The organism is Ruegeria sp. CG1 (assembly GCF_056537265.1).
This window is the reverse complement of sequence record NZ_JBQFRF010000001.1, coordinates 952,421-976,892: the sequence shown is the minus strand read 5'-3', so window position 1 is coordinate 976,892 and position 24,472 is coordinate 952,421. Positions and strand designations below refer to the sequence as shown.

The window sequence follows — 24,472 nt, the reverse complement described above, 5'->3', positions numbered from 1 at the left end:
GCGATGGCCGAGGCCAAGCTGCGGATCGACAAATGGTTGTGGCAGGCGCGGTTCTTCAAGACCCGTAGCCTGGCCGCCAAACAGGTCAGCGGCGGCCATGTGCGTCTGAACGGAAATCGGGTGCTGAAACCGGCGCAAGCCGTGGCACCCGGAGATGTCCTGACCTTTCCGCAGGGGCGTATTGTTCGGGTTGTACGTATCGAAGCGCTTGGCGTGCGTCGCGGCCCGGCCCCCGAGGCGCAAGCTTTGTACTTTGATATGACCGAAAAGCAGGACGTATCGCCCAAGAATCCTGCGTTTGAGGGAAAAGGTCGTCCAACCAAGAAAGAAAGACGCGCGCTTGATCTTTCTCGCATCCCAAAGGGGTGATCTGACCTTGAAGCGGCGGTCAGACTGGATTAGCTAGTCGCCAAAGCGCAAACGGGAAATCCAACATGACCTACGTTGTCACCGAAAACTGCATTGGCTGCAAATACACCGACTGTGTCGAGGTTTGTCCGGTGGATTGTTTCTACGAAGGTGAAAACACATTGGTCATTCACCCCGACGAATGCATTGACTGCGGTGTCTGCGAACCCGAATGCCCCGCCGACGCCATCCGCCCGGACACCGAGCCGGGGATGGAGCAGTGGGTCGAGTTCAACCGGAAATACTCGGAAATGTGGCCGGTGATCGTGACCAAAAAAGACCCCTTGCCCGAGGCCGAGGAACGCGACGGCGAAGAAGGCAAGATGGAGAAATATTTCTCGGAAGCCCCCGGCGAGGGCGGTTGACCGATTCGGCAGCCGGTTACCGTTCATTTGGCATCAATCTGTGCATTAATTAGTTGAGTTAGAAAGGGAATTTCCCATTTACCTTGGCGCGGTCTTTTGAGTGTCGCAAATTTGTGATACACTAGGGACCGAATGATGACTGTGATTGGGATGTGCTCCGTAAGTATGCTCGCTTTGGAGTTCTGAATTTATGACAAATAAGCCGCCTGACGGGGCCATGCAGGGCCTCGGCTGTGGTGCTTTTGTCGTCTCATATCCCGATCAGAAATGAAGGATGAATATGAATGTCGAAATCGAAAAAGCTTGAGTTCCGCCCGAACGATTATGTCGTCTACCCGGCTCATGGCGTAGGTCAGATCGTATCAATCGAAGAGCAGGAAGTTGCAGGCTTCTCGCTTGAGCTGTTCGTGATTTCTTTTGAAAAAGACAAGATGACCCTGCGGGTACCAACCAACAAGGTTACCGAATCCGGTCTGCGGTCGCTTAGCTCGCCGGATGTTATCAGCCAGGCAATGAAGACGCTTAAAGGCAAGGCCAAGGTCAAACGCGCCATGTGGTCGCGCCGGGCGCAGGAATACGAGCAAAAGATCAACTCGGGCGACTTGATCTCGATCGCCGAAGTGGTCCGCGACCTGCACCGCACCGACGACCAGCGCGAGCAGAGTTATTCCGAGCGTCAGCTTTACGAAGCCGCCCTGGAACGTCTGACACGCGAAGTGGCCGCGGTTTCTGGCGCCGATGAGATTTCGGCTGCCAAACAGGTCGATGAGGTTCTGACCTCACGCGCAGCCTGATCGCGTTCGAGAAAATTTAAGGGTCGTCCCGATATCCGGGGCGGCCCTTTTTCGTGACTAGGCGCTTGGTCTTGTGGTGTGTGTCGGGTATTTTTCTGTAACTGCAGGAAGATACGGGGACATGATGAAGCAAACTGTCAAGTTTCTCTACATCAGCCACGAGCCGGTCTCGGTCTGGTTTCGCTATGGGCTGATCCTGTTCGATATCGCCTCGATCATCTTTTTTGTCTCCACGGCGAATATCCCGCATGGGCCTGGGCTGACGGCGGCAAGTTTGGGTGTCGGGCTGATCATCCTAATGGATTTCTGCGCGCGGATGTGGATTTCCAAAGACCGCTGGAAACTGCTGCGCCAGGTTTACACGATGGCAGACATCGTTGTGATCGTGTCGCTGCTGCTTGACCCGTTCCTGACCGGCAATCTCGCGTTTCTTCGGATATTGCGCGCGTTGCGGCTGATCCATTCCTATCATCTGCTGCGGGATTTGCGCCGAGATAGTCCTTTCTTCCGAACCCACGAGGACGCGGTGATTGCGGCGATCAATCTGATGGTCTTTGTTTTTGCAACCTCGACTGCAGTACTGGTCTTTTTCGTCCCCGAAGATGCGCAGACCCCCTATATCGACGCGCTTTATTTCACTATGGCGACCCTGACGACAACGGGGTTCGGAGATATCACGCTGGGCACACCAGCGGGAAAGCTGTTTTCCGTTTTCATCATGGTTGTTGGCGTGGCGTTGTTTGTCCGTCTGGCGCAGGCGATCTTCATGCCGCAGAAAGTGCGCTACAAATGCCCAAGCTGCGGCCTGTTCCGGCACGATCCGGATGCTGTGCATTGCAAACACTGTGGCGCGACGCTGCGCATTGAAACCGGTGGGGCGTCTTAGATTGAGGCTGTTAGCGCCAGGAGGAAGATGATTTCCGAGACCTGCTGCGTGGCCCCCAGAATATCACCGGTTTGGCCACCGATCTTGGTCTTGGCGATGCGAGCGACAAAAGCCGCTGCAAGTAGGGCGCAGAGCATCGGCGTGATGGCTGATCCACCCAGCAGCAATAGCGACAGGACGATAGCCAACACGATACTGGCCAGCACCGCAGACAAGGGGGGCGCACCAACCGAATGGCTCAGCCCCGATTTGCGAGCGTTGGGTAGCGCGCGCATCAGCACGGGCATCATGGCGCGTGAGAACAGGCAGGCGGCCAATATGCCCGTCAACAGACCCGCACCGATCAGTGCCATGACAGCAGCAATTCGAAGCAGTTGGCCCAGCAACAGGGCCAGTACGCCGTAAGTGCCGATATGGCTGTCCTTCATGATCTCCAGTCGACGTTCGGTTGTGAAGCCGCCCCAAAGCCCGTCGGCCGTATCGGCTAGCCCGTCTTCGTGCATCGCTCCGGTTGCGATGATCAACGTGGCGACCAGCAGGGCGGCGGTGGCAAGGGTTGGCAGCTGCGCCCAGATTGCAATCCAGGCGACGCCGCAAGCCAGCGCCCCCACAACAAGCCCGGCAAGGGGATAGGCCCAAGCCGCACGCGACTGGCGGGTGAACGCTTGATCGGGCAGGCGTGGCAGGGGCAGGCGCGTCAAAAGGACCAGAGCCAGCGAGATATCCCACAGGGAAAACGGGGCGGTGTCGTTTTTGGTCACTCCCAGGCCTTTCCGGGTCTTGTTGCTTTGCCAGCATTGGTTAAACACACACAACCACTCTGATGCAACGAGGCTTTCCATGCTGCCCGAACTCAATGACCTGAACAGTTTCCGCAATGCGCTGACCGGCGCACCCGGTCCGGACACCGCTGCCAAGCAGGGCGCGGAAGAGCGCAACGGTCAACTAACCAAACCGCCCGGCGCGTTGGGGCGGCTTGAGGATCTGGCGATCTGGTATGCAGGTTGGCGCGGGGATGCGCGGCCTCAGATCGATGCGCCGCAGGTCATCGTGTTTGCGGGCAACCATGGCGTAACTGCTCAAGGTGTCTCGGCGTTCCCGCCCGAAGTGACGGTGCAGATGGTCATGAATTTCGAACATGGCGGCGCGGCGATCAACCAGTTGGCAAAGGCTGCGGGCGCGAAGATGGACGTGCACGCGCTGGAGCTGGACCGTCCGACCGCAGATTTTACCCAAGCCCCCGCGATGAGCGAAGAGGAATTTCTAAGCGCACTGCGCACAGGATGGCAGGCGGTTGATCCGCAGGCCGATCTGCTGGTTGTTGGAGAGATGGGGATCGGAAATACCACGCCGGCTGCAGCCATCGCTTGCGCGCTGTTTGGCGGGGATGCTGCCGACTGGACTGGCCGCGGGACCGGTGTGGATGATGCAGGTCTGGCGAACAAAACCCGGGTTGTTGCGGAAGGCGTCGCTCTGCACGGTCAGGGCGATGGGCTGCATATTCTAAGGTGCCTCGGCGGACGCGAGATTGCGGCTATGGCTGGTGCGATAGCCGCCGCGCGCGTATTGCGGATACCGGTTATTCTGGATGGATTCATCTGCACCGCAGCTGCGGCCTGTCTGGCGCAGATTTCGGAAACAGCGCTGGATCACACTGTCGCTGGCCACCAAAGTGCAGAGGGCGCACATGCCGCGATGCTGGACAAGCTGGGCAAAGAGCCGTTGCTGAGCCTAGGTTTGCGCTTGGGCGAGGGCTCGGGCGGGGCGTTGGCGATCAACATTCTGAAAAGCGCGGTTGCTTGCCATTCCGGCATGGCGACATTCGCTGAAGCGGGTGTGTCGGACGCCTAAGGCAGGGGCAGGGGGCGCTGCCCCCTTCGTAGCTGGCTAAAAATTACCCGAAATATTTTGGAACAGACGAACGCGGAGGAGGTTGCTTGCCTGTTGCGGGGCAAAGCCGTCGGAATGGCGGGTCAGGCAGATTTCTTGGCATGTTCTTCGGCCAATTCCAGCAGGGCGGTTTCAAGATCCTTTTCCAGTTGCCGCGCACGCTCGATGTATTTCTTGTTTTCGGCTGTCGGCATGCCGGGGATCCACAGTTCTGCAAGCTCGCGCACCGATCCCCGGTCGTGGTGATAGAAGGTCTGCTCGGCCTGTGCGGCCTCGTATTCACTGAGGCCGATATTCTCCAAAACATAGCGGCCCGCGCGTAGCGATCCGTCGAACATCTCGCGGACAATGTCGTTGGCCCCGGCCTGATACAGTTCATAGACATGGTTGCGGTCGCGGGCGCGGGCGATGATGTGCAGATCGGGCCGCTGGCGGCGGGCATATCCGACGAGACGGGTGACCTGTTTGTAGTCATCCATGGCCGCGACAAGGACCGCTGCCTTTTCGATTCCAGCAGCGCGCAGCAATTCGGGGCGAGTGGGGTCGCCAAGGAAGCCTTTGACACCGAACCGTCGCATCAGCTGGATCGTTTCGATATCGTGGTCCAGAACAACTGTTTTAAACCCACTTGCCTGTACCAGCCGGTTGACGATCTGCCCGAAGCGACCGATCCCGGCGATGATGACAGGGCCTTTTTCGTCGATCTGATCGGGTTCAACCTGCGGATTGCTCTCGCCGAGAAAGCGCGAAAGTACGTCGTAGACGATAAACAGAAGCGGTGTGATCAACATGGTCAGCGCGATGATCATCAACAGTTTTTGCGACAAGCCCGGCGGAATCACGTTCTGCTGCGTAGAAAACGCCAACAAGACAAAGCCGAATTCGCCGGCCTGGGCCAAACCCAGCGTGAACAGCCAGTGATCGCGCCCGCGCAGCTTGAAGGCGCGCCCGACGATGAACAGGATGATCCCCTTGGCCAGTATGACCAGCAAGGCCAAACCGATCAGGTCAAACGGGTCGGCGAAGAAATACCCGATATCGATCCCAGCGCCCACGGTGATGAAGAACAGGCCCAGCAACAGCCCCTTGAACGGCTCAAGGTCGCTTTCCATTTCGTGTCGGAACTCCGAACTGGCCAGAACCACTCCGGCCAGAAACGCGCCAAGAGCGGGCGACAGGCCCACAAGGGTCATCAGGAACGAGATGCCGACCACGATCATTAGCGCCAGTGCCGTATACATTTCGCGCAGGTGGGTGGCGTGGATGAAACGGAACAGTGGGCGGGTCAGGTAGATGCCGGCCAATACGACAAACGCGACGGCGCCAATGGTGACAAGCGTAACGGCCCAGCCGGGCAGACCTTCGACCAGCGAGAGTTTGGCGTGATAATCCGCGTCTTTGGCTATGCCTACGCCGCGGCTGATGGAGCCGTCATCTTCGATGTGGATGCTTGCGGGCAGGGCAAGCAGCGGCAGGAAAGCTAGGATCGGGATTACGGCAATGTCCTGCGTCAGCAGGACCGAGAAGGTCGCTCGACCTCCGTTGGTTTGCATCAGGCCCTTTTCGGACAGGGTCTGCAGCACGATTGCAGTGGAAGAAAGTGACAAGGTTAATCCAACCGCCAGCGCCACCGACCATTGATGACCCGCATAGAACGCCACAGCTGCGATTGCGGCGGTCGACAGGCCGACCTGCAACCCGCCCAAGCCTAACAATTTGTCCCGCATATCCCACAAGGCACGGGGCTCAAGCTCGAGCCCGATCAGGAACAGCATCATCACGACGCCGAATTCGGCCACATGCTGCAGGCTTTCCGTCTCGGCCCCGACAAGGCCCAAAATGGGACCAATCGCGATGCCTGCGGCCAGATAACCCAGCACCGATCCCAGACCCAGACGGGCGGAAAGCGGCACCGCGATCACCGCAGCTGCCAGATAGATCGATGCCTGATAAAGGAACTCGTTCATTATTGTCCTCTTAAATCCGCTCAGGTCGGGAGCGGCGCGTCGCGCTTCAATTGGTCCATTACGATCTGGCTTTGCACCCGTGCAACTGCAGGATGCGGCAGGATCACTTCGTGAAGCAAGGTATTGAGTGCGGATAAGTCGTCACAATAGACGTGAAGCAGATAATCTGCCTCACCTGTCATCGTCCAGGCGCTGGTGATCTCGGGGCGGGTGTTGACCATGCGGGCGAAGCCTGCGGATTGTTCGGGGCCATGAGTGCCCAGATGCACCTGAATGAACCCCTGAACCTGTAGCCCCAGCCTCAGCGGGTCCAGTCGTGCGGTGTACCCAGTGATATAACCCTCGGCCTCAAGGCGCTGTCGGCGACGGCCCGCCTGACTGGCGGATAGATTCAGCACATCACCCAATTGCTGCGACGTCAGATGCGCGTCGCGCTGCAAAGCTGCGAGTATTCCGATATCAATCCGATCCAGCACGTGCGGCGTTTCCTCAAAATTTGCAATCAATATGCGGAAAGTACGCATCTAAGCTTAGTTTATACGAAAACAATGCGCAGAAACAGCACTCATTAAGGCGTATTTTTGAATCAGCAAAGAAATTCCTGTTTTCCGAGGAGACGCGCCATGGGTCCTTTCCCGCATAACGCCCCGAAATCTGTCATCAGCGAAGAAAACCCAGCCGGTACCGACGGGTTTGAGTTTGTTGAATTCGCACACCCCGAGCCGCAAGAGCTGCGAGACCTGTTTGCGCGAATGGGCTTCGACTATGTCGGTTATCACCGCAACACCCCCAAGGTCGAGCTTTGGCAACAGGGTGATGTAACCTACATCCTGAACGCGGATCCTGATAGTTTTGCAGCCAAATTCGTGGCCGAGCACGGCCCCTGCGCCCCTGCCATGGGCTGGCGCGTTGTTGATGCTCAGAAGGCTTATGAGCACGCGATCGCCAAAGGGGCTGAGCCCTATGATGGCGCAGACAAGACCATGAACGTTCCGGCGATCAAGGGCATTGGTGGTTCGCTGATCTACTTCATCGATCAGTATTATGACACCTCGCCCTACAACGAGGAATTTGAATGGCTGGAGCAGTCAAAACCGCGCGGCGATGGGTTCTACTATCTCGATCACCTGACCCACAACGTGTTCAAGGGCAACATGGACAAGTGGTTCAAATTCTATGGCGACCTGTTCAACTTCCGTGAAATCCGCTTTTTCGACATTCAAGGTAAGTTCACCGGGCTTTACAGTCGCGCGCTGACTTCACCTTGTGGTCGCATCCGCATTCCGATCAATGAAGATCGTGGAGAGACCGGACAGATCGTCTCCTACCTGAAGAAGTACAACGGCGAAGGCATCCAGCATATCGCGGTGGGCAGCGACGACATCTACGCCTCGACCGATGCCATTGCCGAGAAGGGTCTGAAGTTCATGCCCGGTCCGAACGAGGCCTATTATGACATGTCTTACGACCGTGTGTCCGGCCATGAAGAGCCCAAGCATCGGATGATGAAGCACGGCATTCTGATCGACGGCGAAGGCGTTGTTGATGGCGGTGAGACCAAGATTCTGCTGCAGATCTTTTCGAAAACAGTTATTGGCCCGATCTTCTTTGAGTTCATTCAGCGTAAAGGGGATGACGGGTTTGGTGAAGGCAACTTCAAGGCCCTGTTTGAATCGATCGAACGTGAGCAGATCGAGTCGGGTGAAATCTCGGCAGCCTAAACATGAATCAATGAAATCAACCGAGCGCCGTGTCTGACCGACATGGCGCTTTTTCTTTACCCGCGCGGCATCTTGAGCGTGATGTTCTTGCCGCGCTTCTGATAGCGCAACTCGCTGTCGCCGATAGCGATGACATTACCTCCGTCGATGCGATCGCCCACCTTCAGCTTTTTGTAGCGTCCGCTGGGCAGGCGGACCAAAGCACGGCGGTTTGCCGGGGTGCCGTACACGCCGATTAGGTTCAACTTGCGCAGGTTAATCGCGTTGTCGATGGTTGCTTGTCTCGCAACTGAAGCGGAAGACGGGATTTTGGGATTGACCGTTCTGGGCTGGAACGAACCAACTTCATCGGCATTACTGGCCACATTTGCGGTCGAGGCCAGCGCTGCACTCCCAGAACTAGGTTGCCGTGTCGCGCGCGCCGTGATGCTGGCAGGCCTGATTTTTGGACGGGGTACCCGTACAACAGCCAGCGCAGTCGGGGTTTCATCGACCTGCGGAGGGGTTTGCAGAGACTCGGGCCGCAGCTTGGGCCGGACCGAGGCCAGTTCTTGCCGGGATCGACCGCCAAGTTGCTGACGTTCGAATTGATCCACCAGATTTTCCGGGCGTGGCCGTGGGCGAAACGCCGCGAGTCTCTCATCGACCTCTTCTACGACAACGGGTTCTGTTTCGAACCTGGTTGGGGGGTCGGGGGGCACAGATGCGGGACGACCCAGATAAACCATAACGCCGGCCGGGTTCAGTGTGCCTTCGGCGCTTGGCGTCACAAGTCCGCGTTCATCCAGGTTGAACCGCTGCCCCGCTTGGCCTGGCAAAGAGATCGACTCAAAAGACGCATCTGTGTCCAGGCTGGCAAGTTCGGGTAGTGCGACGGAATCGGTCGACAGGTCCGAGCGATCGACCGATGTGAGATATTGATTATCCACGCCAGCCACAGGCGCTGGCTCCAGATCTGAAGGTTCAACAGGGGCGGTGCCGGTAAACTCTCGAAACTCGGTTCTGCTCTCTGGCAGATCAGCGATGTCTTCGACCGGCTCCGGTTCCATCTTCAGTGCTTCGAGAATGGCCTCGTCCGTGGGGGTGAGCACCGGTTCTTCCTCTGCCACTTCAGGTTCTTGTGGGAGGCTTGCGATCTCGGTTTCCTGAGGTTCGGGTTGTGCCTGCGGTTCTGCAGTTGCAGTTTCTGGCTCTGGCTGCAGCTCGGGCTCTAACGGCTCGGCCACTTCGACAATTTCGGGGTCAGAGCTGTTGTAAGACCAGACACCCAGCAACATTCCAACCACAACCGACGCTGCGATCGCAGGAATTGCAAAGCGTTTCAGATCCGTTCCTGTCTTGGCAGACGAGGGCAGTGCTTTGGTAGCAGGCTCAAATGCAGGGGGGGCTGCATCTTCAGCGATGGCGTGAACCGGTATGTCCGGCGTATCAACGGGTTTGGGGGCCGCAATCACAGCGTCCTCATCCACAATGATCGGCAGTTCCAGAAATGGCGCGTCCAGAGCATCGTTGCCGGTTGCGCTGACCCAGAATGCCTCGGGGATAAAGCCATGATCGGTGGCAAATGCGCTGGCTTCGTCCAGCGTTTGCTGGGCCACAGCGGCAACCGGGGTCTCAGTCCCCACGTCGCCTGCGACATAGGCCAGCTCTGATAGCTCATAGGGCGTGGCTGCGGCCAACGTATCCTTGACCTTTTTCGCCGCTGCATCGGTGTCCAAACCATCGGTGTCGACAACCAAGCGGCGCACCTGATCTGATGGAATCACAAGCTTGCAACTCAGGTCATTTTCCAGCGCGAATCCCTGATCCCGAAGGGCCTGCATCTGGTCCGCGAAATCCGACGCATCTAACGGAACGGTACCAATGCAGTACCAGTCTCCATCCGACTGATGATGCAAGGAAATGCCGTTTTCAGAAAATGACAGCGCAAAGGCGGGTTTCATAATCGCGATGAACCATAATTGTCGGCTTTTATGCAAACGCTTAGATGTCTGCCCGCCGAGATTAGAGCAGGAACTCGCCGAGGGAAAGAAAAAGGCACGTTTCCCCCTTGCCGTGTACGGGCCTGACCACCCATCTTGAGGGCAAGCATCAAGGAGGGATCATCTTGAAGACACTTGCTTTTTTGGCCGCCATGGCCGCTGCCACCGCGACGCTGCCCGCCCATGCGGAAGAACGTCGCATCTCGGTCAGCGGGACCGGTACGGCTCTGGTTGCACCTGATATGGCAACGATAACACTGGGCGTGACCAATCAGGATGCGCAGGCATCGGTAGCGATGCAGGCGACCTCGGACGCGGTGACGCAGATCCTCAAACGACTGGACGAAATGGGATTGGAGGCGCGCGATGTTCAGACGCGCGATCTTTCGCTTTCACCGGTCTGGTCGGGGCGCAGCAATTCCAGCAATGAGCCACCCAAGATCACTGGGTTCACCGCGTCCAACCGCGTTTCGGTACGCGTGCGGGATCTGGATAATCTGGGCCAGATCATGGATGCGGTCATCAAGGACGGTGCCAATGATTTCGGCAGTCTGAGTTTTGGCGTGCAAGAGCCCAAACCGCTTGAGGCTGAAGCACGGGCCAAGGCTGTGGCAGATGCGACCGAGAAGGCGCAGCAACTAGCGCAGGCGTCCGGGGTTACGCTGGGTCCCGTCCTATCGATCAACGACCACGGCGGAGGTGTTCGCCCGATGGCTCAGATGCGCGAGATGGCTATGTCGGACGCCGGTGGCGTGCCGGTCGCAGGCGGAGAGATTTCCGTTTCGGTCAATATCGCGATGGAGTTCGAAATCGCGGAGTAATCTACGATCCAACCCGGGCTTGCAGCGGTTGGCGCTGCCGGCCCGATGCATCGAAATTCCCCGGCGCAAGCCAGTTCTCGAATGCCGCGCGAATGCGCGGCCACTCGCTGTCGATAATCGAAAACCACGCCGTATCCCGGTTGCGTCCTTTGTAATGTGTCGCCTGCCGGAAGACGCCCTCGAACGTGAAACCCAAACGTTCAGCTGCGCGTTTTGATGGCGCGTTCAGGGCGTCGCATTTCCATTCATAGCGGCGATAACCAAGCTCATCGAACACACGGCGCATCATCAGATACATAACCTCGGTCGATTGCGGTTTGCGCTGGAGCAGGGGAGAGAAGTGGATATGGCCTACCTCGATTGAACCCGCTGCTGGTTCAACCCGAAGGTATGAGGCCATCCCCACGGGTACCTCATCCGCGTCGAGCACTGTATGAAACATCGGGTCCGCATCCACGCAGTTTGACTGCGCCCATGCGGTGAAATCAGCCTCAGAGTCGAACGGGCCGTAGGGCAGATAAGTCCAATTGTGGCCGTCCGTATCGTTGGCAAACGCCCGGTACAAGCCGGGCGCGTGCCTGTTTACATCCAGTGGCACAACGGAACAGAACCGGCCCTGCATCGGTGTGTAAGGCGGGGTGGGGCGAGGAAACTCGCCCGCGACCGGCAAGCCGATGGGTTGACCCAGTTCATTTGTGTTGTGCCCGGTCATCGGATCAGGCGCTGGCTTTGGACAGAGCCTGATCGAGATCAGCGATCAGATCGTCTGCATCCTCGATCCCGATGGACACGCGCACCACTCCAGGGCCTGCGCCTGCAGCTTCCTGCTGCTCGGGCGTCAACTGACGGTGTGTGGTCGAGGCCGAGTGGATGATCAGCGACCGTGCGTCGCCAAGGTTGGCCACGTGGCTGAAGATCTCAAGCGCGTTCACCAGCTTTACGCAGGCGTCATAGCCGCCCTTGACCGCAAAGGTGAACAGGGCGCCCGCGCCGCGCGGGTAGTGCTTTTTTACCCTGTCGCTATAGGGCGAGGATGGCAGGCCAGCATATGTCACGTAATCCACACGGTCGTCTGCCTCGAGCCACGCTGCTATTTTCTGCGCGTTTTCGACATGGCGCTCCATCCGTAGCGATAGCGTTTCTATCCCCATCAGCGTGTAGTGCGCCGCCTGAGGGTTCATCGTCATGCCCAGATCGCGTAGACCGATCGCGATGCCGTGGAATGTAAAGGCGAGCGGGCCGAAGGTCTCGTGGAATTTCAGGCCGTGATAGGCAGGTTCAGGTTGGCTGAGCGATGGGAACTTATCATTTGCCGACCAGTCGAACTTGCCCGAGTCAACGATACATCCGCCTGTGACGGTGCCGTTCCCGGTCAGATACTTGGTTGTCGAATGCACGACCAGCGTTGCGCCATGTTCGATCGGACGGCAGAGGTAAGGCGTGGCCGAGGTGTTATCGACGATCAGCGGAACTCCTGCGGCATCGGCCACATCGGCCAGCGCGCGAATATCAGTTACATAGCCGCCCGGATTGGCGATGGATTCGCAGAACACCGCGCGGGTGTTCTCATCGATAGCGTCCTTGACGGCGTCCAGATCGTCGGTGTCGACGAACTTGGCCGACCATCCAAAGCGTTTGATCGTCTGGCTGAATTGGGTGACCGTGCCGCCGTACAGACGGGTCGATGCGATAACGTTGCAGCCCGGTCCCATCAGCGGGAACAGCGCCATGATCTGTGCTGCGTGGCCAGAAGAACAGCAAACCGCGCCAACACCGCCCTCCAGCGTGGCGACACGTTCCTGCAACACCGCAACAGTGGGGTTGGTCAGGCGCGAATAGATGAAGCCCACTTCCTGCAGATTGAATAGCGCGGCGGCGTGATCGGCATCGCGGAACACATAGGCAGTGGTCTGATAAATCGGCGTCTGGCGCGCCCCGGTGGCAGGGTCAGGGCGGGCCCCGGCGTGAATTTGCAGCGTGTCAAAACCGTAGGTCGGGCCGTCAGACATCTTTGAAATCTCCTGTTGGAATGTGTGTTGCTGAATCTCTAGGACATTGGCTCGCCCGGCACAATGTCCGCGTCACCGCAGCCAAAGCCCCTTGGACTTGATCGTTTTGCGAATGACCTGTTCGCGTGCGGGCAGGTTGTTTCGGTCGAACAATGCCCGGATCTTCGCACCCTTGCGCTGTATCACCAGCTTCTTCAGTGGATCATAGCCTTTGAGCACTTTTTTGATCTTGTTCGGGGCCACGACGGTTTCCAATACCTCGACCACATGATCGCTTTCGCGGGCGTAGAGCATCGGGAACAGGCGATAGTGGCAGCTGACCGACCCATCCAGCAGGCCCTCGGGCAGGGCATCCCGTCCGCCACCGAAGGAATGGATGACCAGCGGCAAGGCGATCTGATCTAGCCACGGGCTCAAAACTTGCGCGGTCAGTTCGGGGATTTCCTCGTCGCGAATGGTGCGGGCATAGCCCATAAACCGCTCACCAAATTGGCAGGGGCATTTGTAGAAGAAATAACCGGCGTTAAAATACAGGTAGCGCCGCCAATAACCCTCGGGTTGGCTGGGATCGAGAGAGCTTTCGAAATCCAGCCCGAACCGGTCATACAGTGCGCGCCAGATACCCTCATATCCTGGGCCGTAGAGCGTGGGTTTGGGCCATGTTCCCTCGACCCGAAGTGAGGCGCCGGGCTGTTCGAAATCGAACGGGACGTCGGAAATTTCGCCGGTGATCAGAGTGTCGGAGTCGAAAAAGACAAAGGGCTCACCCTCTGGCATCGCCAGCAAAGCTTCGATCTTGTTGCCATTGGGATAGCTCGAGCCAAAAGCATGAGATTCAAAAGGCAGAATCTCGGCACCCAGATGCTGCAGGGCTTCAAGAACTTCGGCATCCTGAATGCTGGGGTTCTGAGGCCAAAGAGGGCCGGGCTGTGGCACCCCCACGAACAGCCGACCTTTGAACCCTGATGAGCTGTGGCGCAGCGAGGCGGCGAAAAGCAATGCCTCGTATTGCAGCCGGTTGTTTTGCCCGATGATGAGGATGTTGAATGTCGCCGGGCTTGCCTGCATCGTGTTGCGCTTTCTGATCGGGCCGGTATTCGGCCGCTGCCTCAACCGGAAGTACAACAAGCTGTGAAGGGCGTCAAAACCCCAAACATGACCGGTTTGCAAATCCGGCTCGTGCTCCCATCTAATGTGATAGCAACGCATGAGGATTGCAGATGCGGGTCCATGCAGATTTCACACAGCGGGTCGCCGTTCACTTTGATCAGACCGAATGGGTCGCGTCACCGGCTGCTGGCGTCGAACGCAAGATGCTGGACCGCATTGGCGAGGAAGTGGCGCGTGCCACAACCATCGTGCGCTTTGCCCCCGGCAGCGCGTTTTCGTCGCATACTCATGACGGGGGTGAGGAATATCTGGTGCTGGACGGAGTGTTCCAGGATGAAACCGGAGATTTCCCTGTCGGCAGCTATGTACGCAATCCCCCGACGTCCTCCCATACACCTTCGGCCAGCGAAGGCGCGACTATTCTGGTCAAACTGCATCAGTTCGACCCCGATGACCGCACCGAGGTTCGGCGCTCGATCAACGGGGGCGGAGATATCGATTTGTTCAAGGATGCGCATGAGGATGTCCAGGTGCAAACCTGGGGCGCGGGCGAACATATTGAATTGGACGCCGACAAGGGGTTTGAGGTCTTTGTTATCGAAGGTGGCTTTGCCGAGGCGGGCGAAGAATTTGGCACTTGGGACTGGTTGCGCTTGCCGCCTGGATCACGCTTTGCTGCTGTAGCAGGAGAGGGCGGAGCCCGTGTTTGGATCAAATCCGGCCACCTGGGTGGGATGGTCTGAGCCGCCGCTGCCAACAAAATAGGCAATTTCTGACTGAATCCGGACCATTCCGCCCGGATTTTTCATTTTTTGACCATTTGGCAAATTTTACCAATTGATAAAAAATCAGATTGTGGCAAGCTGGGGTCCATAACAAACATATCTACAGGGAGTAGAGTGATGGCACAGGGCCAGATGGCACCCGGGATCGTCTCCGGGCGGCTTTCCAGCGATGAGCTGACCTCGAATTTCACCGATCTGCATCCGCCACTGGCCCCGCACGAGGCCGCCGTGGCCGCCGATCGATGCTATTTCTGCTATGACGCGCCATGTGTGACGGCCTGTCCGACGGATATCGATATTCCGTTGTTCATTCGCCAGATTCAGGCCGGGCAACCGCAGGCGGCAGGGCAGACCATTCTGGAGCAGAACATTCTGGGCGGCATGTGTGCCCGGGTTTGTCCGACCGAAACTTTGTGTGAAGAGGCTTGCGTGCGTGAGACGGCCGAAGGCAAGCCGGTCGAGATCGGACGCCTGCAGCGTTATGCAACCGATGATGTGATGGCCTCGGGTGCGCATCCGTTCGAGCGCGCCGCATCAACCGGCAAGACAATTGCCGTAGTTGGGGCAGGGCCCGCCGGTCTGGCCTGTGCGCATCGTCTGGCGATGCTGGGGCACGATGTGGTGATCCACGAAGGCAAGCCCAAGCCAGGCGGTCTGAACGAATACGGGATTGCGGCGTATAAATCTACCAATGATTTTGCACAGGCCGAGGTCGATTGGCTGCTTAAAATAGGCGGGATCGCGATCGAGACCGGTTCGATTCTGGGAGAGACGATTTCTCTGGAAGGGTTGCAGGAGAACTATGACGCTGTTTTCCTGTCAATAGGACTTGCGGGGGTGAACGCACTGCGGGCTGATGGGGTCGATAAAGACGGGGTGCGCCCGGCGGTCGACTTTATCTCGGATGTGCGACAGGCCAGCGATCTGGTTGATCTACCTGTGGGTCGCAATGTCGTTGTGATTGGCGGTGGTATGACTGCCGTAGATGCGGCAGTGAAATCGAAACTGCTAGGCGCTGAGCACGTCACCATCGCCTATCGCCGAGGTCGCGACGCGATGGGTGCCAGCCGGTACGAACAGGATTTGGCGGCGTCGCATGGTGTTCGGATTCTCTGCAATGTTCAGCCGGTGGCCATTCACGGAAATGGTGCCGCAGCAGAGATCGAATTGGAGTATACTGCGAGCCATGATGGTCGACTGACCGGAACGGGTGAATCTGTCCGTGTGCCGGCCGATCAGGTTCTTAAGGCCATCGGTCAGACGCTTGACGGTGCGCCGGAAGGCCTAACGCTGGATGGCAATAAGATTGCCGTGACCGGGGCGGGACGCACTTCAATGACCGGTGTGTGGGCTGGCGGAGACTGTGCGGCAGGAGGCGAAGACCTGACCGTGACCGCCGTAGCCGAAGGTCGCGATGCCGCGATGGATATCCACGCTGCTCTGAGCGCGTGAAACTCAAAGACAAAGATGCAGAGCTGCATCAGGGAGGCCGGATAAATGGCTGATTTAACATCAAACTTTCTTGGAATATCTAGCCCGAACCCGTATTGGCTGGCCTCCGCGCCACCGACGGATAAGGAGTACAATGTTCGCCGCGCCTTCGAGGCCGGATGGGGCGGCGTAGTGTGGAAGACCTTGGGGGCCGAGGGGCCTCCGGTCGTGAATGTGAACGGCCCACGCTATGGCGCGATTTATGGCGCGGACCGCCGGTTGTTGGGACTCAACAACATCGAACTGATCACAGATCGGCCGCTTGAGGTGAACCTTGAGGAAATGGCCCGCGTAAAGGCGGATTATCCAGATCGCGCCCTGATCGCCTCGATCATGGTGCCCTGTGAGGAGGCTGCTTGGAAGGCCATTCTGCCGCGTGTTGCTGAAACCGGTGCGGACGGGATCGAGCTGAATTTTGGCTGTCCGCACGGGATGAGTGAACGGGGTATGGGGTCTGCCGTCGGGCAGGTGCCGGAATACATCGAAATGGTGACCCGTTGGTGCAAACAGTATTACGACCGCCCAGTTATCGTGAAGCTAACGCCGAACATTACGGATATCCGCAAACCGGCAGCGGCAGCCAAGAATGGCGGTGCGGATGCTGTATCGCTGATCAATACGATTAACTCGATCACCAGCGTCAATCTGGATACGTTCAGCCCCGAACCCTCGATTGACGGTAAAGGCAGCCATGGTGGCTACTGCGGACCGGCGGTGAAACCAATCGCGTTGTCGATGGTGTCCGAGATTGCGCGGGCCGAAGCCACGCATGGGCTGCCGATCTCAGGCATCGGTGGCGTCACCACTTGGCGCGATGCAGCAGAGTTTATCTCGCTGGGTTGCGGCAATGTTCAGGTCTGCACTGCAGCGATGACCTACGGGTTCAAAATCATCGATGAATTGACGGCTGGCTTGTCGGAATGGATGGATGAGAAAGGCTATGCCAATATCGACGAAGTGATCGGACGCGCAGTGCCCAATGTGACGGATTGGCAATATCTGAACCTCAACTACATCGCCAAAGCGAAGATCGATCAGGATCAGTGCATCAAATGCGGTCGCTGTTTTGCAGCCTGTGAAGACACCAGCCATCAGGCGATTTCGATGTCGGAGGATCGGGTGTTCGAAGTTATCGACGAGGAATGCGTGGCCTGCAATCTTTGCGTGGATGTGTGCCCTGTAGAGGGGTGTATTTCCATGGAGCCGATGGCCGCCGGAGCGGTTGATCCGCGCACAGGCAAGGTCGTTGATCCTGAATATGCCAATTGGACGACACACCCCAACAACCCCATGGCGAAAGCGGCGGAGTAGTCAGAGATATTTCGTCAAAAATCTTGGCGGAGAAAATTCGGCGAATTTTCTCAGAACAGAATGTCGATGGGTCCGTTGTGGCAGATGATGACATATTGATTGGCGGTGCGGATCAAATGGTATCCGCGCCGTTTCACTTCAGCCTGAAAAGCCGCGTGACCAACCTCGCGTTCGACCCAAGCAACTAAGCGTCGCACAACAGCTCCCGTTCGAGCAGATCGGGACGAGAAAAGCTGGGTGATCCAAGGCTCGGGATCTGAGCGATACGTCATCATGCTCCGAGCTTTTCTCAATAGGGTTAAGCGTCTCTTAAGGTGTAAGCAGTTTTCGATAGAGCGTTTCCACGAACGGAACCGCGCCTTCGAAAGGGTCTTCTTCCCCAAGAATTGCCCGGACTTGAACATCGAAATCCGCATAATGCTGTGTCAGTGCCCAGATCGAGAAAATCAGATGATAGGGATGGACTCGTGCAATTTTGCCCTGAGCCATCCAGCTTGTCAGAATCGTGGTTTTTTCATCGACCAGTTTTTTGAGATCGCTGGACAAAGCTTCATGAATGCGCGGCGCGCCCTGAACAAGCTCATTGGCAAAGAGGCGGCTCTCGCGAGGCAGGTCGCGGCTCATCTCAAGCTTGCGTTGGATATAAGACAGTATTTCTTCCAGCGGGTCGCCATCCTCATTCAACGCGTGCAGGGGAGCGAGCCAGACTTCAAGCAGTCCCGACAACAGGGCTGTATGGATCGCTTCTTTCGACGGAAAATAATAGAGCAGGTTGGGCTTGCTCAGCCCCGCCTCAGCTGCAATTTGGTCGACGGTTGCGCCGCGAAAACCGTGGGCTGAGAACACATTCAGGGCCGCCTCGAGAATCGCTGCTCGGTTCTTTTGCTGAATCCGGGTTGGGGCGCGGTCTTTGGGCATGTTCACCTGTTGTCCTTTTTTCGGCCAGTTGGGCGTCAATTATGTCGAAAATTCCGGCAGGCCACTGCAATTTCTTGACTGATGTCGAACCCGTGATAGCGTGAGTTTGACCAGATGGTCAAATCAAGACACCAAAAGCGAGCCAAATCGCAAGCAACAGGGAAGAACATGATGGCAGCTCCGGCGCAGAATCTCAGGATCAATGGCGACAGGTTATGGGACAGCCTGATGGAGATGGCCAAGATCGGCCCAGGCGTCGCGGGTGGCAACAACCGTCAGACGCTAACGGACGAGGACGCCGAAGGGCGCGCGCTGTTTCAGAAATGGTGCGAGGATGCCGGTTGCTCGATGGGGTTGGACCAGATGGGCAACATGTTTGCCCGACGAGAGGGAGCGGACCCCGAGGCACTGCCGGTTTATGTAGGGTCGCATTTGGATACGCAGCCCACAGGTGGCAAGTATGATGGCGTTCTTGGCGTGCTTGGTGGGCTGGAGATCATTCGCACGCTGAATGACCTAGGCATCAAGACCAAGCACCCTATTGTGGCCACCAATTGGACCAACGAAGAAGGGACGCGATATGCCCCGGCGATGTTGTCTTCGGGGGTGTTTGCCGGAATGCACACTCAGGACTGGGCTTATGCACGTGAGGATGCCGAAGGAAAGAAGTTCGGAGATGAATTGAACCGCATCGGTTGGCGCGGCGATGAAGAGGTTGGTGCGCGCAAGATGCACGCTTTCTTTGAGTTGCACATTGAACAGGGCCCGATTCTGGAAGCTGAGGGTAAGGATATTGGCGTTGTAACCCATGGTCAGGGTTTGAGCTGGACCCAGGTTACCGTGACCGGCAAGGATGCGCATACTGGGTCTACACCGATGCCGATGCGCAAGAATGCCGGGCTGGCGATGGCGCGTATTCTTGAGAAAGTGGACGAGATTGCATGGTCGCATGCACCTCATGCCGTGGGTGCGGCGGGGCATATCGATGTCTATCCGAACTCACGCAATGTGATCCCTGGAAAGGCAGTGTTCACGGTCGATTTTCGCTCGCCCGAGTTGGACGTGATCACTGATATGGAGAACCGTCTGCGGGTCGCAGCTGAAGGCATCGTCGAAGAGATGGGGCTGCAGATCGAATTCGAGAAAGTGGGCGGTTTTGATCCAGTGAAGTTTGATGAGGGTTGCGTGGCGGCGGTGCGCGATGCGGCTGAGCGGTTGGGGTATTCGCATACGGATATCATCTCGGGCGCCGGGCATGATGCCTGCTGGATCAACCGGGTAGCGCCAACGGCGATGGTGATGTGCCCATGCGTTGATGGGTTGAGCCATAATGAAGCTGAGGAGATCAGCAAGGATTGGGCTGCAGCCGGGGCGGATGTTCTGTTGCATGCGGTCGTCGAGACGGCTGGGATCGTGGAATAGGGGGCTCTGCCCCCGTCGCCCGATGGGCGGCTCCCCCGGGGTATTTTTAGCCAGATGAAGCAAGCGGCGCAGACCGCATCAGGGAGTTTAACATGAGCACTGTAATCAAGAACGGAACCGTTGTGACCGCTGATCTGACCTATAAGGCGGATGTAAAGGTCGAAGGTGGTGTGATTACTGAGATTGGGCCGGACCTGCGAGGTGAAAAGGAACTTGATGCATCGGGCTGTTATGTCATGCCCGGAGGGATCGACCCGCACACGCATCTGGAAATGCCGTTTATGGGAACCTATTCCAGCGATGATTTCGAAAGCGGCACGCGCGCAGCGCTGGCAGGCGGGACCACGATGGTTGTGGATTTCGCGTTGCCTAATCCGGGCGAAAGCCTGTTGGACGCCCTGAAGCGTTGGGACAACAAGTCAACGCGCGCGAACTGTGATTATTCGTTCCATATGGCGGTGACCTGGTGGGGCGAGCAGGTGTTTGATGACATCAAAACCGTCATCGAGACGCGCGGCATCAACACGTTCAAGCATTTCATGGCCTATAAAGGCGCACTGATGGTGAACGACGATGAGCTTTTTGCCTCGTTCAAGCGTTTGGCCGAGCTGGGCGGCACTGCGATGGTGCATGCCGAGAACGGCGATGTGGTTGCTGAGCTGAGCGCGAAACTGCTCGCCGAAGGCAATACTGGACCGGAGGCACATGCTTATTCCCGCCCACCGCAGGTGGAAGGTGAGGCAACCAACCGGGCGATCATGATTGCAGATATGGCGGGTGTGCCGCTCTATGTGGTGCATACTTCCTGTGAGGAGGCGCACGAGGCCATCCGGCGTGCCAAGATGCAGGGCAAGCGGGTTTGGGGCGAACCTTTGATCCAACACCTGACATTGGATGAGAGTGAATACTTCCACCACGATTGGGAGCACGCGGCACGTCGGGTCATGAGCCCTCCGTTCCGGAACAAACAGCATCAGGATAGCTTGTGGAACGGTTTGCAGTCCGGAACACTGAGTGTGGTGGCCACGGATCACTGTGCCTTTACGACCGAGCAGAAACGCTATGGCGTTGGGGATTTCACCAAGATCCCGAACGGCACCGGCGGGTTGGAGGACCGGATGCCGATGCTGTGGACCCATGGGGTGAATACCGGGCGATTGACACCGAACGAGTTTGTGGCTGTGACTTCAACCAACATTGCCAAGATATTGAATTGTTACCCGAAAAAAGGTGCAGTTCTTGTGGGTGCTGATGCAGATTTGGTGGTTTGGGACCCGGACAAGGCCAAGGAAATCACGGCCGAGACACAACAATCCTCCATCGACTACAATGTCTTCGAGGGCAAAGAGGTGCGAGGGCTGCCTCGGTTTACGCTGACCCGCGGCGCGGTGGCCGTACATGATGGCGAGATTCAGACTCAGGAAGGGCACGGGAAGTTCGTGGCGCGTGAGGCCAATACCCATGTGAACAAGGCGCTAAGCACCTGGAAAGAGTTGACAGCGCCCCGGCCTGTTGAGCGGACAGGTATACCGGCAACGGGTGTATAAACCCCTTGGGTCGCCTTTCCGGCGACCCGGGTCTGAGCTTCTTCAAGGCAATGGAATGAATACAGAAAATACTACTCAGCCCGTTATTGAGGCAAGGCAGCTGGATCTTACATTTCAGACGAATGATGGGCCTATTCATGCGCTGAAAGATGTGAACTTGTCGATTGGCAAGGGGGAGTTCGTTAGTTTTATCGGCCCCTCGGGCTGCGGCAAGACGACGTTCCTGCGCTGTATCGCAGCGCTGGAAACACCGACCGGCGGGACCCTGACCGTGAATGGCATGACGCCTGACGAAGCACGGCGAAAGCGCGCTTATGGGTATGTGTTTCAGGCGGCTGGGCTCTACCCGTGGCGGACCATTGCAAAGAACATCAAGCTGCCGCTTGAGATCATGGGCTATTCCTCTGCCGAGCAGGAGGAACGCGTTAGAAAGGTTCTGGAACTTGTTGATCTTGATGGATTTGGCGGTAAGTTCCCCTGGCAGCTCTCGGGCGGGATGCAACAGCGGGCCAGTATTGCGCGGGCCTTGGCATTTGATGCGGATATACTGCTGATGGACGAACCGTTCGGTGCGCTTGATGAGATCGTGCGCGACCATCTGAACGAACAGCTTCTGGCATTATGGGCGCGCACCGAGAAGACCATTGGTTTCGTGACACATTCGATCCCCGAAGCGGTGTATCTCAGCACCAAGATCGTGGTGATGAGCCCTCGGCCTGGCCGGATCACGGATGTGATCGATAGCCCTCTGCCGAAAGAGCGGCCTCTGGATATCCGTGACACGCCCGAGTTTATCGAAGTCGCCCACCGAGTGCGAGAAGGATTGCGAGCGGGTCATGGGGATGAAGTGTGATGGCGGGTAAAGGCATCAGACGGGCATCCCGCGAAGATGTGGGGGATTGCGCGCGTATTATCGCGACCTGGGCCGCCCAGACCGATTGGATACCCGAGGAATTGCCAGAAGAAAAGCTGGCGGATCTGATCCTTGAGGCGTTTCCGAATAGGGACATCTGGATCGCAGGTGATCCGATTGATTGCTATATGTCTGTCGATCCGGTCGAACATAAGGTTGGTGCGCTGTATTGTTTGCGCACTGGGCAGGGCATCGGCAAGCAATTGCTGGATAAGGCGAAGGAGGGGCGCGACCATCTTTGGCTGACCACACATGTGCCAAATGTCGACGCGCAACGGTTTTATCGGCGCGAGGGCTTTGTTGAGACGGGAAGAGAGCCTCCGGTGCCACCTGACACAGTGCCTGTCATTCGGATGGAGTGGCACGCATGAAGCAGATCATTGCAGTCCTCACCGTGATCGCCGCCATTGTCGTTGTCTGGTACGCGGCCTGTATTCCTATGAATATCAAAGGGGTTCTGACCGAACAGGAGCGCGCGGGTGCTGAAGTCCAACCACCTTCAGCCAAGGATCGCCGGGACATGGGGGAGATCGGTCTGGCTTTGAACAACGCGTTTGCAATCCCAGCCACATGGGAGCAGGACCGCCCCCGCCTGCCTGCACCCCATCAAGTTGGGATTGAGTTGTGGGAAACCACGATTGAGAAAAAAATCACCTCGAAACGCTCTCTGATTTATCATGGCTGGGTCACGCTGAGCGCTACGATGCTGGGTTTTGCTATCGGAACCGGGTTGGGCATCCTGCTGGCGGTCGGGATCGTGCACAGTCGGGTGATGGATCTGTCGGTGATGCCCTGGGCGATCGTCAGCCAGACCATTCCTATCATTGCGCTGGCTCCGATGATCATCGTTGTTCTGTATTCTGTTGGGGTTCAGGGGATCATTCCTAAGGCGATCATTTCGGCGTATCTGAGTTTCTTCCCCGTCGTCGTAGGCATGGTAAAAGGGCTGCGCAGCCCGGATGCTATGCAGTTGGATTTGCTGCGAACCTACAATGCCAGCCGTTCGCAGGGGTTTTGGAAACTGCGGCTGCCGGCCTCGATGCCCTATCTGTTTACATCGCTGAAAATTGGCGTCGCTGCTTCGCTGGTCGGGGCCATTGTTGGAGAACTGCCGACCGGGGCTGTTGCCGGGTTGGGTGCACGGCTGCTGGCCGGTAGCTACTATGGCCAGACGGTACAGATCTGGTCGGCGCTGTTTGCTGCGGCCATTCTCGCCGCCTGTCTCGTCGGGTTGCTGGGGCTGATCGAGCGGACCGTCCTGAAACGAATGGGGATGGCACAATGATACCTATTGTTGGTGCAATCGCTGTCTGGTTATTGGGTTGGTGGTTGAACAGCCGTCTGGCCAGCGGACCCTATTCTGACACACGGATGGTGCGGTTTCTTGCGCCCCTGATCTTCGGTCTGACCGTGATTGGCATCTGGGAACTGGTGGTGCGTGGACTAGAAGTGCCCTTGGTCATTCTGCCCGCGCCATCAGTCATCTGGGACCGTTTCTGGGACAGTTTGCCAACACTTTGGGCTGACTTTGTTCAAACGATCATCAAGGGAGCACTCAGCGGCTACATCATCGGCTGCGGTTCGGCCTTTCTCATGGCAATTGCCGTGGATAGATGGGATTTCCTGCGCCTCGGGCTTCTTCCCGTCGGCAACTTTGTTGCAGCGCTGCCTATCGTGGGCACCGCACCCATTTTAGTGATGTGGTTCGGGTTCGACTGGCATTCCAAGGCGGCGGTCGTCGTAGTGATGGTGTTCTTCCCGATGCTGGTGAACACGGTGGCAGGGCTGCGCGAAGCCACAACGATGCAGCGCGATCTGATGGAGACCTATGCCGCCACCTATTGGCAGAGCTTCCTGAAACTTCGCCTCCCCGCCGCGATGCCGTTTATTTTCAACGGGCTCAAGATTTCTACCACTCTGGCGCTGATCGGCGCTATCGTGGCTGAGTTCTTTGGCTCCCCCACATTGGGCATGGGCTTTCGGATATCGACCAGCGTCGGGCAATTGTCGCTGGATATGGTGTGGGCCGAGATTGTAGTGGCCGCGCTGGCGGGGACGGCCTTCTATGGCGTAGTGGCGATGATCGAAAAGGCGGTGACCTTCTGGCATCCGTCGCAGCGAGGATAAAGGAA

25 protein-coding genes are annotated in these 24,472 nt (G+C 57.5%); 16 read left to right on the top strand and 9 right to left on the bottom strand.

The features are described 5' to 3' along the window. The first annotated feature begins 3 nt into the window (after positions 1–3). The 4 genes from ACR0AU_RS04895 (at position 4) to ACR0AU_RS04880 (ending at position 2,453) form a co-directional block, all read left to right on the top strand. Positions 4–369: an RNA-binding S4 domain-containing protein gene (locus ACR0AU_RS04895; protein WP_170393403.1), complete on the top strand. Its 366-nt coding sequence runs from the start codon at positions 4–6 to the stop codon at positions 367–369. 65 nt (positions 370–434) lie between these two features. Next, positions 435–773 (top strand): ferredoxin FdxA, encoded by a 339-nt coding sequence (fdxA, locus tag ACR0AU_RS04890; RefSeq protein WP_010439399.1) that lies wholly within the window; start codon positions 435–437, stop codon positions 771–773. Between the two features lie 284 nt (positions 774–1,057). Then, a complete protein-coding gene (locus tag ACR0AU_RS04885; RefSeq protein WP_010439402.1) occupies positions 1,058–1,567 on the top strand; it encodes a CarD family transcriptional regulator in 510 nt (169 codons plus the stop codon). A gap of 124 nt (positions 1,568–1,691) precedes the next feature. After that, positions 1,692–2,453 carry an ion channel gene (locus ACR0AU_RS04880; protein WP_480795401.1) on the top strand — a complete coding sequence of 254 codons (762 nt, stop codon included), beginning with the start codon at positions 1,692–1,694 and terminating at the stop codon, positions 2,451–2,453. On the opposite strand, the gene cobS is transcribed toward ACR0AU_RS04880, so the two are convergent. Next, positions 2,450–3,214: an adenosylcobinamide-GDP ribazoletransferase gene (gene cobS / locus ACR0AU_RS04875; protein WP_480771369.1), complete on the bottom strand. Its 765-nt coding sequence runs from the start codon at positions 3,212–3,214 to the stop codon at positions 2,450–2,452. The two genes, ACR0AU_RS04880 and cobS, sit on opposite strands and share 4 nt — an antisense overlap. Positions 3,215–3,293: 79 nt before the next feature. Between cobS and cobT the strand changes: the two genes are divergently transcribed. After that, on the top strand, positions 3,294–4,304 hold the full coding sequence (gene cobT, locus ACR0AU_RS04870; RefSeq protein WP_170731907.1) for a nicotinate-nucleotide--dimethylbenzimidazole phosphoribosyltransferase: 1,011 nt from the start codon (positions 3,294–3,296) through the stop codon (positions 4,302–4,304). Between the two features lie 122 nt (positions 4,305–4,426). Here the strand turns inward: cobT and ACR0AU_RS04865 are convergent, their stop codons facing one another. After that, positions 4,427–6,310: a monovalent cation:proton antiporter-2 (CPA2) family protein gene (locus ACR0AU_RS04865; protein WP_170393396.1), complete on the bottom strand. Its 1,884-nt coding sequence runs from the start codon at positions 6,308–6,310 to the stop codon at positions 4,427–4,429. 20 nt (positions 6,311–6,330) lie between these two features. Beyond that, a complete protein-coding gene (locus ACR0AU_RS04860; RefSeq protein WP_170405101.1) occupies positions 6,331–6,786 on the bottom strand; it encodes an Lrp/AsnC family transcriptional regulator in 456 nt (151 codons plus the stop codon). A gap of 147 nt (positions 6,787–6,933) precedes the next feature. Here ACR0AU_RS04860 and hppD point away from each other — a divergent pair, with 147 nt between their 5' ends. After that, positions 6,934–8,031 carry a 4-hydroxyphenylpyruvate dioxygenase gene (gene hppD / locus ACR0AU_RS04855; RefSeq protein ID WP_170731908.1) on the top strand — a complete coding sequence of 366 codons (1,098 nt, stop codon included), beginning with the start codon at positions 6,934–6,936 and terminating at the stop codon, positions 8,029–8,031. Between the two features lie 56 nt (positions 8,032–8,087). On the opposite strand, the gene ACR0AU_RS04850 is transcribed toward hppD, so the two are convergent. Beyond that, complete coding sequence (locus tag ACR0AU_RS04850) at positions 8,088–9,974, bottom strand: hypothetical protein (RefSeq protein WP_480795347.1); 1,887 nt, start codon at positions 9,972–9,974, stop codon at positions 8,088–8,090. A gap of 164 nt (positions 9,975–10,138) precedes the next feature. On the opposite strand from ACR0AU_RS04850, the gene ACR0AU_RS04845 reads away from it, so the two are divergent. After that, the gene (locus ACR0AU_RS04845; protein ID WP_170731912.1) at positions 10,139–10,834 is read left to right on the top strand and encodes an SIMPL domain-containing protein; all 696 of its coding nucleotides are present in this window, start codon (positions 10,139–10,141) and stop codon (positions 10,832–10,834) included. Between the two features lies 1 nt (position 10,835). On the opposite strand, the gene ACR0AU_RS04840 is transcribed toward ACR0AU_RS04845, so the two are convergent. The 3 genes from ACR0AU_RS04840 to ACR0AU_RS04830 all read right to left on the bottom strand — a co-directional run bounded on the left by ACR0AU_RS04840 (position 10,836) and on the right by ACR0AU_RS04830 (position 13,911). Further along, on the bottom strand, positions 10,836–11,546 hold the full coding sequence (locus ACR0AU_RS04840; RefSeq protein WP_170731914.1) for a GNAT family N-acetyltransferase: 711 nt from the start codon (positions 11,544–11,546) through the stop codon (positions 10,836–10,838). Positions 11,547–11,550: 4 nt separating this feature from the next. After that, positions 11,551–12,843: an O-acetylhomoserine aminocarboxypropyltransferase/cysteine synthase family protein gene (locus ACR0AU_RS04835; RefSeq protein ID WP_170731916.1), complete on the bottom strand. Its 1,293-nt coding sequence runs from the start codon at positions 12,841–12,843 to the stop codon at positions 11,551–11,553. A gap of 72 nt (positions 12,844–12,915) precedes the next feature. Next, on the bottom strand, positions 12,916–13,911 hold the full coding sequence (locus tag ACR0AU_RS04830) for a hypothetical protein (RefSeq protein ID WP_480795346.1): 996 nt from the start codon (positions 13,909–13,911) through the stop codon (positions 12,916–12,918). A gap of 152 nt (positions 13,912–14,063) precedes the next feature. Here ACR0AU_RS04830 and ACR0AU_RS04825 point away from each other — a divergent pair, with 152 nt between their 5' ends. The 3 genes from ACR0AU_RS04825 (at position 14,064) to preA (ending at position 17,540) form a co-directional block, all read left to right on the top strand. Next, positions 14,064–14,696, top strand: a complete 633-nt coding sequence (locus ACR0AU_RS04825) for a cupin domain-containing protein (protein ID WP_480795345.1) — start codon at positions 14,064–14,066, stop codon at positions 14,694–14,696. Positions 14,697–14,855: 159 nt separating this feature from the next. After that, the gene (locus ACR0AU_RS04820) at positions 14,856–16,190 is read left to right on the top strand and encodes an NAD(P)-dependent oxidoreductase (RefSeq protein WP_480795344.1); all 1,335 of its coding nucleotides are present in this window, start codon (positions 14,856–14,858) and stop codon (positions 16,188–16,190) included. A gap of 45 nt (positions 16,191–16,235) precedes the next feature. Then, positions 16,236–17,540 carry an NAD-dependent dihydropyrimidine dehydrogenase subunit PreA gene (gene preA, locus ACR0AU_RS04815; protein ID WP_170731922.1) on the top strand — a complete coding sequence of 435 codons (1,305 nt, stop codon included), beginning with the start codon at positions 16,236–16,238 and terminating at the stop codon, positions 17,538–17,540. 50 nt (positions 17,541–17,590) lie between these two features. Here preA and ACR0AU_RS04810 read toward each other — a convergent pair whose 3' ends face one another. Beyond that, positions 17,591–17,737, bottom strand: a complete 147-nt coding sequence (locus tag ACR0AU_RS04810) for a hypothetical protein (RefSeq protein ID WP_480503159.1) — start codon at positions 17,735–17,737, stop codon at positions 17,591–17,593. A gap of 112 nt (positions 17,738–17,849) precedes the next feature. Continuing rightward, positions 17,850–18,458: a TetR family transcriptional regulator C-terminal domain-containing protein gene (locus ACR0AU_RS04805; protein ID WP_170393378.1), complete on the bottom strand. Its 609-nt coding sequence runs from the start codon at positions 18,456–18,458 to the stop codon at positions 17,850–17,852. A gap of 171 nt (positions 18,459–18,629) precedes the next feature. Here ACR0AU_RS04805 and ACR0AU_RS04800 point away from each other — a divergent pair, with 171 nt between their 5' ends. The 6 genes from ACR0AU_RS04800 to ACR0AU_RS04775 all read left to right on the top strand — a co-directional run bounded on the left by ACR0AU_RS04800 (position 18,630) and on the right by ACR0AU_RS04775 (position 24,467). Beyond that, complete coding sequence (locus ACR0AU_RS04800) at positions 18,630–19,880, top strand: Zn-dependent hydrolase (RefSeq protein ID WP_480795400.1); 1,251 nt, start codon at positions 18,630–18,632, stop codon at positions 19,878–19,880. Between the two features lie 92 nt (positions 19,881–19,972). Continuing rightward, a complete protein-coding gene (gene hydA / locus ACR0AU_RS04795; RefSeq protein WP_480795343.1) occupies positions 19,973–21,427 on the top strand; it encodes a dihydropyrimidinase in 1,455 nt (484 codons plus the stop codon). A gap of 55 nt (positions 21,428–21,482) precedes the next feature. Then, positions 21,483–22,280, top strand: coding sequence for an ABC transporter ATP-binding protein (locus tag ACR0AU_RS04790; RefSeq protein ID WP_170731926.1), 798 nt, complete (start codon positions 21,483–21,485; stop codon positions 22,278–22,280). Next, entirely contained in the window at positions 22,280–22,711 is a 432-nt protein-coding gene (locus ACR0AU_RS04785; RefSeq protein WP_170405139.1) for a GNAT family N-acetyltransferase, read from the top strand. Before ACR0AU_RS04790 ends, ACR0AU_RS04785 begins: the two co-directional genes overlap by 1 nt. Next, positions 22,708–23,625: an ABC transporter permease gene (locus ACR0AU_RS04780; protein ID WP_170405143.1), complete on the top strand. Its 918-nt coding sequence runs from the start codon at positions 22,708–22,710 to the stop codon at positions 23,623–23,625. Before ACR0AU_RS04785 ends, ACR0AU_RS04780 begins: the two co-directional genes overlap by 4 nt. After that, on the top strand, positions 23,622–24,467 hold the full coding sequence (locus tag ACR0AU_RS04775; protein ID WP_170393370.1) for an ABC transporter permease: 846 nt from the start codon (positions 23,622–23,624) through the stop codon (positions 24,465–24,467). The genes ACR0AU_RS04780 and ACR0AU_RS04775 overlap by 4 nt, the downstream gene beginning before the upstream one ends. The last annotated feature ends 5 nt before the right edge of the window (positions 24,468–24,472 follow it).